This is a genomic window from Paracoccus aurantiacus, from assembly GCF_007993065.1.
GTDB classification, from domain to species: Bacteria; Pseudomonadota; Alphaproteobacteria; order Rhodobacterales; family Rhodobacteraceae; genus Paracoccus; species Paracoccus aurantiacus.
The window spans coordinates 105,979-115,574 of record NZ_VOPL01000009.1 but is presented as its reverse complement, the minus strand read 5'-3'; the positions used below and the strand labels follow the sequence as shown (position 1 = coordinate 115,574).

At 58.7% G+C, this 9,596-nt stretch carries 8 protein-coding genes and 1 tRNA gene; 2 read left to right on the top strand and 7 right to left on the bottom strand.

Going from position 1 to position 9,596, the window contains the following annotated elements; genetic code table 11:
* The first annotated feature begins 90 nt into the window (after nucleotides 1-90).
* Nucleotides 91-167 (top strand) — tRNA-Met (locus FQV27_RS16910).
* Nucleotides 168-384: 217 nt separating this feature from the next.
* Here the strand turns inward: FQV27_RS16910 and FQV27_RS18920 are convergent.
* Nucleotides 385-657, bottom strand: coding sequence for a hypothetical protein (locus FQV27_RS18920; protein ID WP_186827346.1), 273 nt, complete (start codon nucleotides 655-657; stop codon nucleotides 385-387).
* 81 nt (nucleotides 658-738) lie between these two features.
* On the opposite strand from FQV27_RS18920, the gene FQV27_RS16900 reads away from it, so the two are divergent.
* On the top strand, nucleotides 739-2,346 hold the full coding sequence (locus FQV27_RS16900) for a hypothetical protein (RefSeq protein WP_147100845.1): 1,608 nt from the start codon (nucleotides 739-741) through the stop codon (nucleotides 2,344-2,346).
* Between the two features lie 95 nt (nucleotides 2,347-2,441).
* Here the strand turns inward: FQV27_RS16900 and FQV27_RS16895 are convergent, their stop codons facing one another.
* The 6 genes from FQV27_RS16895 to FQV27_RS16870 form a co-directional block, all read right to left on the bottom strand.
* Nucleotides 2,442-6,680 carry an NACHT domain-containing protein gene (locus FQV27_RS16895; RefSeq protein WP_147100843.1) on the bottom strand — a complete coding sequence of 1,413 codons (4,239 nt, stop codon included), beginning with the start codon at nucleotides 6,678-6,680 and terminating at the stop codon, nucleotides 2,442-2,444.
* A gap of 323 nt (nucleotides 6,681-7,003) precedes the next feature.
* Nucleotides 7,004-7,249 carry a hypothetical protein gene (locus FQV27_RS16890; RefSeq protein WP_246133153.1) on the bottom strand — a complete coding sequence of 82 codons (246 nt, stop codon included), beginning with the start codon at nucleotides 7,247-7,249 and terminating at the stop codon, nucleotides 7,004-7,006.
* Between the two features lie 141 nt (nucleotides 7,250-7,390).
* The gene (locus tag FQV27_RS16885; protein WP_147100841.1) at nucleotides 7,391-8,059 is read right to left on the bottom strand and encodes a YcbK family protein; all 669 of its coding nucleotides are present in this window, start codon (nucleotides 8,057-8,059) and stop codon (nucleotides 7,391-7,393) included.
* An 83-nt stretch (nucleotides 8,060-8,142) separates the two neighbouring features.
* Nucleotides 8,143-8,439, bottom strand: coding sequence for a hypothetical protein (locus FQV27_RS16880; RefSeq protein ID WP_147100839.1), 297 nt, complete (start codon nucleotides 8,437-8,439; stop codon nucleotides 8,143-8,145).
* Nucleotides 8,411-8,848: a hypothetical protein gene (locus FQV27_RS16875; RefSeq protein ID WP_147100837.1), complete on the bottom strand. Its 438-nt coding sequence runs from the start codon at nucleotides 8,846-8,848 to the stop codon at nucleotides 8,411-8,413. Before FQV27_RS16875 ends, FQV27_RS16880 begins: the two co-directional genes overlap by 29 nt.
* Nucleotides 8,845-9,588, bottom strand: a complete 744-nt coding sequence (locus FQV27_RS16870; protein ID WP_147100835.1) for a DUF2793 domain-containing protein — start codon at nucleotides 9,586-9,588, stop codon at nucleotides 8,845-8,847. Before FQV27_RS16870 ends, FQV27_RS16875 begins: the two co-directional genes overlap by 4 nt.
* Between the last annotated feature and the right edge of the window lie 8 nt (nucleotides 9,589-9,596).

Genomic DNA, 9,596 nt, shown 5'->3' with positions numbered 1-9,596 from the left:
ATCTGAAAAGAAACGCATATCTCTCTAAACGATGACAACACCGCACCATCAAACAAAGATCGGTGCAACCGTGCGCCATAACGCACCTGTCGCGGGGTAGAGCAGCCCGGTAGCTCGTCAGGCTCATAACCTGAAGGTCGTTGGTTCAAATCCAACCCCCGCAACCAAATCTTGTAGTGATAACAGCGCGTTGCGAGCCGTCCGAGAGGGCGGCTTTCTGCGTTGCGCAGACGACTCAACACAGACTCAACAAAAGCAGCGGAAACGGGGAAGGCGACCGTAGCAGTGTAGGAGGTTGACCCGGATGCCTGGCCGGCCATAGTGGGGTAATCGACACCCACGATGAGCGACCGGATAGCCGAAGAAGACCCCAACATCATCACCTCAGGAAAAAGTCAACGCATCACCGTCGATGGCCTTCCGTTCTCCATCGAGATCTAACGCCTCAAGACTGATCCGTAATGGACGCTTGGAGCCGTCGATAGCAACGGCACCAGCTATGTCTGGGATGATCACTTCGCCTCCAACAAAGATGCCAGAAATTTGGCTGTGCAGAAAATCGAAAGAGAGGGCGCCTCCGCCTTTATTTGCGGCGGAAATGTTTTCCGGTTTCCCGAAAGCTCGCACATACCACAGACTAGGCAGACGTCGAGCCATAGACATGAGCAACTCGCTCCAACAAGGTAGGCTTCTAAAGTGATCTCACTGCCTTGGTAACTTGACATGCGATCTGACACCATGATCCTCAAGGATCACCTGAGACATGCGAGTTCCGAGGAGTTCCTGCTGACGGCATGGGGGCTATACCAGTTCTGGAAGGGGCGAATGGAACTAGCCGGCCAAGCCGTGAGGCTCAATGCAACAGCAGTAAGGCTTCGCAGGGAAAGCCGCTTTGTCATACCCCCATGGGAGATTGTTGGCCTTCTGACAGTCTACCTAGAGGCCTACGACAATCTGACAGATAGCCGTCTAAAGCCGAAGTACCTCAACGTCCGAGCTTGGGATACGATTGCCGGGCTAATAAACATATATCGTGACATCACGAACCGGCAGTCAATGGACGGCATCGAAAAAGATACGAAATCGCTCCTTGAAATGATGCCGCGCATCATGCTCCAGCAATTTTCTTGGCAGACCGGCCACGATGCGCCTCGGTTCATGATCAGAGGCACATTCATTAACTACTGCGCGGAGGCTAAGGCCGTTTTCGAAAGCCGATACGGTCTGGACGCAGAAACCTTCTTTACTCTCAGCATAGCCTTGACTGTGCACTTTAACAGAGTGCCTCACTTTACGAACCTCGATATGTTTTCGTCTATCGGTATTTCAAAGGCTGACGTAAAGAAGTATCTAAACATTGTCAGCACCACCGTAAAGAATGCCTCAAAAGCGGCAAAAGCAGATGGTAACACGACAAGACATGGTTTGGACTTCAAGGTGTCTAGAGTCTTCGATTACCCCGTATTCAAGATCGGTGATGATATACGGTTCGCTTATACATGTCCCTTCCCTGAACTGCTAATATACAGGGCGACGTATTTCATCTACTTCGACATTATGGGCGCCACGGTCCCCTCCTCTGGAAAGCTCCTTAGAAAAATGGCCTTCGAGGCAAAGAGTGCAATGGATAAGCGCTTCGAGCTATACTGCGTGGAACTGGCTCAGCACAGTATTCCCGACCCGATCTTATGCAGGGGGGACTTTACATATGGCAAGGCAGGCTTCCAGAGGCACACTACAGACCTGCTAATCCACAAGGATAACCGGGTTTCGATAGCTGCGGAATGCAAGTCCAAGAAGATGAACATAAACGTTCGCCTCTCACCGAGGCCGGTCCGGGACAACCTTGAGCAGCTGGATGATCTGGCAAAGGGCGTTGTACAAATCTGGAAATTCTTCAGAGACTTGAAGGCGGGTGTCGTGATCGAAGGCGGCAGGCCTTTGATGGCTGCGGATGATTTCGTTGGTATGCTCATCACTTTGGAGGAATGGGCAGACCACAACCCAGTTTTTACGGAGGAATGTTTCGGGCGTGCCAATGAAATAAACGAAACTACGATGGGATCGGATGACTTCGTGGAAGAAGCGGACAGGACCCCCGTTTGCATCATTTCAGCTACGGAATATGAAAACATGCTCCACGAAATACGCCCGGAATGTCTGCCGGAATATCTTTCAGGATATGCGAATTATCAAAGGAAGTTCGACGCTAAAGGATTTTCACCACTGCATCTGAAGAAAGAAAATCCCGAAGGAAAACACCCATTGTCGGAAAAGCTCCACGAGTTTTTCCCCATCGTCCCCGCTTTACGGGAGCACAGGCTGTTCCTTGGCCAAAAGACCTGAACGGCGCATAGATGGAGTTCGATCGGGGGCCTGATGCTGTAGCGCGACCGGACGAACCGATCCATCGCTTAAGGGTATAATCGGCCCGACACCGCTCATCGCAAATCAATGCCAACTACCGCGAGCCGTAGCTCCGGTCGCTTGTGGTGCAACTGTTCTGCGATCCCCGACAGCGATTCGACCAGCTCGTTGAATCCGATGCTTTTGCCATCGTACCTCCAATTGCCTTTGTCCCCAGTATAGGTAAGGAGCAAGATGCCGGCGCGACAGCGGTCATGGCGCAGGTACTGTCCGACTAACTGACTTTCCAGCGCGCATTGAAGATCCGTGTACGACCACCGGTCCGCAATCTTAATCTCGATAGCGCCACTAAGCTGAGGAGTGGCAAACCGGATATCGGGTTTTTTCTCATCGTTGACCTCCTCTTCGCGGTGAACGGTAACCAGGCGCCCTACTGCACGATTGAGGCGATCGGCTAAGATGATTTGTTGATCGGTTTCATTCGGCGCTCGTTGCAGGGCGCCTAGCATCGAAAAATCGTCGTGATGTAGGTCGTGTTCGACGTCCGCTACAGCGGCTACCATCAACGACAGCATCTCATCATGGGTACGGGGTGCAAATGTGTTTTCCGCGTCGAAGGTCCGTAGATCATCCAGGGTCCAAGGCAGAGACGCGTCCTCGGCCGCCCTTGCTTTGACGAGATGCGGGAGGCGATCGCGAAGATGAGACAGTGCTGGTTCGGCGGCCAGTTTTAATATCGATTCCGCGGCCTCCGGGCCGTTGAGGTCTAGGATATGACTTAGAAGCGTGTTCCTCGCGTCCTCCGCATGATCTCGAGCATCAGGCGTATAGGTTCCTTCTCGGCGCACATCATCTGCTGGGCGGATTGCCCGGTAGGCAACGCTCACGAAGCGCCTTGCGATTTCGGGGTCATTTGGCAATGCGCCGACGTTTCCCCAGTGTCTGTGACGATCGAATGCGTGCGCAAGAAGAGCCGCTACATGGTTGCGACCTTCCGCGATATCGAGGGCGAACCCATCAAGTATCTCGGCTGCCGCTTCTGGCTCAGCAGACGTAAGGACTGCGAACCACGCGCCGGCAGTTGCCGGATCCCGAGAGGTTCGAACCAATCGTGCGACTGCGTCTATGAAGTCTGCGGTACTTTTCGCCGCATCTGCCCCCATAATTCGTCCGAGTTGTTCTACTACATCGAAACGAGCATGGTCAGCACGCCCTTCGATAACGAATTGGCGAGCATAGGGGGCAATAGCTTTTGCAAGAGTCTTATCGTGGTATGCGACGTCTTGTGTCCAACGTGCATGCCCCTGACCGTCACCTTCGCGTTCTAGTTCTGCCCTTATCTCGTCAGCCACCACGCTTGCCGCACGGACGGGATTGTGAGTAACCAAATCGCCTAAGAAGGCGGGTAAACCGTTCAGTTGGGTTTGAGCGACGCGGACGGCAAAGTCGAACTCCGTCTCTGTCAGGACGCTGACCCAGCCCAAAACCTCCGCTTCGGCCACGAGACCGTTCAGTGCGACAATCTCGTTCCAGCTAGTCTTGTTGGGTAGTGATGCTGTTGTTTCGACATCTGCTCGGACAGACCGCCATGCGCGTCTAAGCGCGGCGCCAGCAGTTTTCGCAACCTCCGGCCCATACAGCAACGTAAGCTTTGAGCGGTCGAAGAAGATGTAGCTGTCAATTGACCGCTCGTCACGGCGCCGTGGGTCATTGAATAGATAGTAGAGGGTATTTGACGCGGTCGCTTCGGAGAACATTTCGGCGGGTTTGGATTGAAGGTCCATACGGAACCTTTCCCAAGATGCGTCGCGAGTAGCATTTTTTCTCGCGGCCTCCTCCCTCATTTCACGAAATTTTTGTTCCCGCACGACCTCTTTTTCATCAGGCAGGGGAGGTTCGCGCCAAGTGTAGAGCCGGTCTAAGAGGAGCTTATCATTTTTTGCTGCGTTATCGAGACTATCCCAGAAATCAGCGTCGCGGTCATCGTTCGGTGTCCTCCGTACAACTATGAGGGCTAATGCCTCGCGGAGAACTGGGTCATCCAGCACGGCCATCTGTTCAAGCAGCCACGACCTATCTTCCGCCATGTAAAGGATGCCATAGGCATCAGCATGGTATGCAACGCCATGAGGCTCTTCATTGAAAACTCTCGCACGGTTGAGCCCGGCGGTCAGAGTCGGACGACGGTAAATTGCGTTGCCTCTAAGGCGTTCAGCAAGCGCCTTAACGTATTCTTCCGGGTGGTTATCGTACCGATCCAACTCCGCAAGCAGGAGATAGGCATCGATCACGGGGGGCAGCGCAGGCGAGTCCATGATGTCCAATTGTCGGAGGCAGAGCGCTGCAACCATCTCGGCGACGTCCGGATTGGCGGAGCGCCGTACCAGATTGTTGGATCCAGGCGCTTCTTGCGCGAGGAGCGCCATCATCTCGTGGAGTAGTTGCTCTGCCGCCGGGCTCGTCGGATCGATCGTCCGCGCGATCTCTGTCAGTCGAAGCCGTACGCTAACGCGGTCTCCACTCGCCTGCGCTCTTAGCAAGAGACGAGCAAGGCCTGCCTCATCCACACCCTTCGGATAAAGAGTATCGAGCGTTGCGACGAGGATGCGGTTGGTCCAATCTCCTGGGCTGTCCAACATAGCTCGCGCGATTGCGGCAAGACCATCGATGTCATCGAAATCCGCGATTGCACGGATTGCGACGATCCGTCCGGATGGCGACATGCTTCTATCCCACGCGGCATTCGTCAGGATGTCGAGACAGCCGGACATGCGTCCTTCTCGCATTACACGCAGGAGGAGTTCGGCGATCTCCAAGTTCGAGCCGCGCGTATGCCACATCCGACGTACCGCGCTTGTAAGATGCGGATGGGTGAGCCGTATGATTTCGGAGCGGGGAGCGTCGATTCCTCGCCAAGTCCCATCCCCGTAGGTCGAGACTACTGCATCCAACAATGCCTCCCGCTGGTCGAGGGGGAAGCCTTCGGGGTCTCCACCGACAAGCAGAAGCTCTGGCATTACTGCGATCACCCGCTCGAAGGTCTGCCGATCCCATAGAGCAAGCCATGCGGTCACTGCCTGAAGGTACCGTGGCACTACGCGATGACCGTAAACTGTTGGGAATAGAAGCCGGTCAATTCGCGCGCGCCGCGGACCAGCCCGCAGGCGTCCTAGAAGATGTTGTGCGGCCAGATATTCTGTCATTGATCTGTGACGAAACTTCACCCGTCCGTAAGTTGCAGGATCGAAGAGGCTTGACCGCAACAGGACACCCACCTGCGCCGAATCGAGATTGGACAGGATCGCTGCGGCCTCGTGGGCTTCATCCGCCCGTGCTTCGCCTTCGGGAACACGTACGTGCTGACGGCCGGAGGTGACAACCGCGAATGCTATACGTTCGGCCGCTTGTCGCAGTGCCGCCGAGGACGCGCCTTCGCCCCCTGCCACCTTCGGTGTCGCGTTAACTGCCGCCTCAACCTCGACCTCCATCTGCCCCGTTCGGGTCAGAAGCGCTCCGGTTCGCTTCCAACCATCGATCACGCGCAGCGCGTCGAGTGGACGGGCGATCCGATCAAGGGCGTCAGTCTCATTCAGCCTTTGAATCAGCGCTTCACCATCGGGAACGTCGTGAGCATCGAGTAGTCCCCGGAGGTCGTCCATGTCGAGCGGCCTTAGTCCGAAGAACCGTGGCTCGAAGGCTTCTGGTGAGATCTTCTCTTCCAAAATATCCGGCAGACAACCGTCCGACCTTTCGGCCGAAAGGTTATGGGTGACGGATGTAGCGATCATGCGCGTCGGTGGAGCAAGAAGACGAAAGGCGTCGAGGTCGCTTTCGGGCCGCCAATCCGATGGCCTGCACGACACCACTACGGCGATCTGATCTAGCGTATCCCGAAACGCGGCGCGCACCTTCCGCATCGCCGCACCCAGCGATCCTCGACCAAGCTTTAACTCGTCGACAGCATCGAGGAAGAGGGTTAGCCGTCCCGCCCTACTCGCAAGCCAAGCCTCGATCGCGTCCTTATCCTCCGGCTCCGCGGCCTCTGTCAAGGCAAGTCTATCAAGCATTTCCAGGGGAATGAAGGCTGCTGCCTGGCCTTCGGCGCGGAGTTGCGCCGCCTGCATGCGCATCTCACTCGTCTTGCCAGCACCGGCACCAGCCAAAAGAGCAACGCGTGGATGCTCCAAGACCTCCGACCAGGACACCCTCGAACGCAGCCCAAGATATCTAGCGCTCAAGCCGCTATCGTCGGTATCATGCTCAATGTTGTTGAGATCTCGGAAGCTGCGGTGAAGATCGACCCACTGGGCCATACGAACCTCTCTGTGATATGTGACCGAAAATGGACCAAAATCGCAGATGTCCGATCATCAGGGGAACCCTAAATGGCAGACAGCCATAATGTCTAGCGAGGCTCTTTGGCTGTGCGTGCAGTCGATATGTTAGCAATCACGCCTATCTGGCGGTAGAGGTTGAAGCGAAACGGCAAACAAGTTGTTCCGAGGGGGACGTGTGGCTCGGCTATATGCCATGTCAGCGGCGCGGCTTTGCTGATTGCCCACTCAGAGTATTTAGTCTTCGATCCGCAGCGAGTTACGGCTTTCTCGCCTTCCACTTCACAATCGAACAAAGGTCACTACAGCCGGCAAGCCCTCGCCTGCTGCCGCAGCACATGGTAATCCGCCATCATGCCTGACACGACAGACCCCTGCGGCAGCGCCTCGACCTCCGCCGCCGCCCGCTGCTGTTCCTCGGCCGAATACTCCACCACCGGCGGGCAGGCGCGATGCTCAGAACCGGCCATCCCGCAGGCGCCGAGCAAGGTCATCGCGATCACAGGGGCGATCCGCCCCGGCCTCCAGCATCCGGCGTAGCGCATCATTCGTCCTTTCCGTGCTGTGCAGGCGTTCGGCGGCGCGGCCGACCTGTTCGCCGGACCTCCGTGCACTGATCATGAAGAGAAGGATGGCGGCGATCAGCGCCAGCCAAGGCAGGGTGCGCCGCCACAAGGCGAGGGCAGCAATCATCGCTGGCCACGCCGCCAGTCATCGAGCCGAGCGTGGATCGTCAGCGCGATCCCGGCCAGCGCCAGCGCGATGAAGAGCCAGCGGAAAGTATCGAGATAAGGTACCAAAGCCTGCACGGAACCCTGTGCCTCGGCGAGGCTGTCCTGCAGGACCTCGATGCCGGCGGCGCCGATCGTAGCCACGCCGGCGGTGCCGCCGCCTTTCATGGTCCGGCTTTCCGCCAGCTGTTCGCGCGTGGGCGGTCTGTCGGCGGCGAAGCGCGAGACGCGAGGCGGAAATGGCGCGCCCCAGCTGCGGGTGGGGCCGATGTCGATATGGACGAAGTTCGAGCGCGGATAGGTGCCGATGCCGCGGAAACCGGTCCTGCGGGCGGCGGCGATGAAGTCGGCCGGATCGTGGTTGGCCATGGAAATGTCGAAGGCCGCGCCCTGCACATGCTGCGATTTGGGGGCGCCTCCGACGCGGGCGTTGTGCTCGAGACTGCGATAGGCGGAATTGACGATCATCGGTCGGCCGAGGACGGTGCGCAGCGCCTGCAGCCGGTCGAGCGCGTTCTCGTTGACGAGAAGCCGGCCGGTGCCGCGGCAGGCGATCTCGGCGGGTGAAAAGTCGGGCCAGCGCCATACCGAGCCCGGGACGTTGCGCCAATGCTGATAGAAAGTCATGCGGGATCTCCATGTGAAAATGCCGCAGCCCCCGGATCGGGGACTGCGGCTGGGTCTGGTCGTGCGGAGTGTCGACGGTGCGCTCAGCGTGGTATGGACCGTTCGCGGATGACCTGCGTATCGGTGTGGATGCGGGCCAGCTCGCGGTCGATGCGATCGAAGCGGCGATCGGCATCAAGCGCGGTGGTGTCCTGACTTTCCGCCAGCGCTTTGATCTCTGCGGTGAAGCCGGCGAAGGGATCGATGACCGGCTGGCCGGTCTCGGCTGGATGGCGGCGCATGCCCTTCAGCACCGCGCCGATCGCGCCGATGATCGCCAGCGTGAGGGCGGTCAGGCCGGCCCATGCGGCCTCATCCAAGCCGTTCAGAATGTCCAACATCGGCACCGGTCCTGTAGGCTGCGAGAAGATCGAAGAGGCAGGCGACCGCATAGACGCCGGCGCCGATGCCGAGCGCGCTCTGCTGCCCGGTCAACCAAGGCAGGGCGAACATGGTCGCGAGGAACGCGAACACCCCGACGCCCAGCACCGCGCCGATCATCCTGAGCAGCGGCGATCTGCGCCATGCCCCGTTCACATAGAGCCCGGCCATGCGCATGGCGGCGATCCATGAGATCGGCATGGCCAGCGCCGCCTCGTCGAGACCGGCACTGACGAAGCTGGCGAAGCTCGGGCTGGCGGCCAGCGTATCCCCGGGCAGGGCCAAGGTGACGGCGAAGGCCAAGAGCATCGCGCTGGTCATCCATTCCAGCGCCCGGCCATGCTGCAGTAGAACGTCCGACAGCTTCACGACGGCAGGCCCACGGTCAGCATATGAATGGCAATGCGGACCGCGCCGCCGGTGAAGTTGCCGCCGCGGGCGGTGAGGCGGATCTTCGTGTCGGCATAGAAGGCCTGCGGACCGATGACGCCGCGATTGGTGCTGCCGGCGGCCACGCCCAACGAGCCGCCGAATTTTGCCGGTTCACCGGCGATGCCGCAGTCATAGGAGGTGGCGCCGGTGACGGCGGTGACGGTGCGGGAGGAGACGCCGAGGACGATGGCACGGTCCGGAATGACGATTGCACTGTCGCGGCTGGCGCCCGATAGCCCCGACAGGGTCTGTTCGGTGACTGCCATGCCGGTAGTGCCGCCATCAGGCCCTTTGGCCACGGCCACCGCAGCGCCCTGCGCGACAAAGCCCATGGCCGAGATCATCGGCACCCAGGCCGAACCGATCCAGACCAGCACCTGCGCCTCATCGACGACCCAGGCCAGCCAGCCGGGTGCCGGCATGAAGCGCGTCCAGGCCCCGTCGAGCCAGCAGGCGACGCTGTTTCCCCAGCCCGCCCAGAGCGCGGTGGCATTCGCCGGCACGATGTAGCGCGCGCCTTCGGCTGGCACCGCGGGCGGTGCGGTCAGATGCCGGTCCAGCACTGAGAGCTGCACCATGCTGTCGAGCATGCGCAGGGCTTCGTTATGGGTGACATGCTTCTGCGCCTGTGCGGCCATGAGAAAGGGCAGCGCCAGATGCGCCGTGGTCTCGGACATGGGATTGT

What these genes read in the sequence shown, in the direction of transcription:
- FQV27_RS18920 (WP_186827346.1), bottom strand. Translation starts at nt 657, where the DNA reads ATGGCTCGACGTCTGCCTAGTCTGTGGTATGTGCGAGCTTTCGGGAAA.
- FQV27_RS16900 (WP_147100845.1), top strand. Translation starts at nt 739, where the DNA reads ATGATCCTCAAGGATCACCTGAGACATGCGAGTTCCGAGGAGTTCCTG.
- FQV27_RS16895 (WP_147100843.1), bottom strand. Translation starts at nt 6,680, where the DNA reads ATGGCCCAGTGGGTCGATCTTCACCGCAGCTTCCGAGATCTCAACAAC.
- FQV27_RS16890 (WP_246133153.1), bottom strand. Translation starts at nt 7,249, where the DNA reads ATGATGCGCTACGCCGGATGCTGGAGGCCGGGGCGGATCGCCCCTGTG.
- FQV27_RS16885 (WP_147100841.1), bottom strand. Translation starts at nt 8,059, where the DNA reads ATGACTTTCTATCAGCATTGGCGCAACGTCCCGGGCTCGGTATGGCGC.
- FQV27_RS16880 (WP_147100839.1), bottom strand. Translation starts at nt 8,439, where the DNA reads ATGTTGGACATTCTGAACGGCTTGGATGAGGCCGCATGGGCCGGCCTG.
- FQV27_RS16870 (WP_147100835.1), bottom strand. Translation starts at nt 9,588, where the DNA reads ATGTCCGAGACCACGGCGCATCTGGCGCTGCCCTTTCTCATGGCCGCA.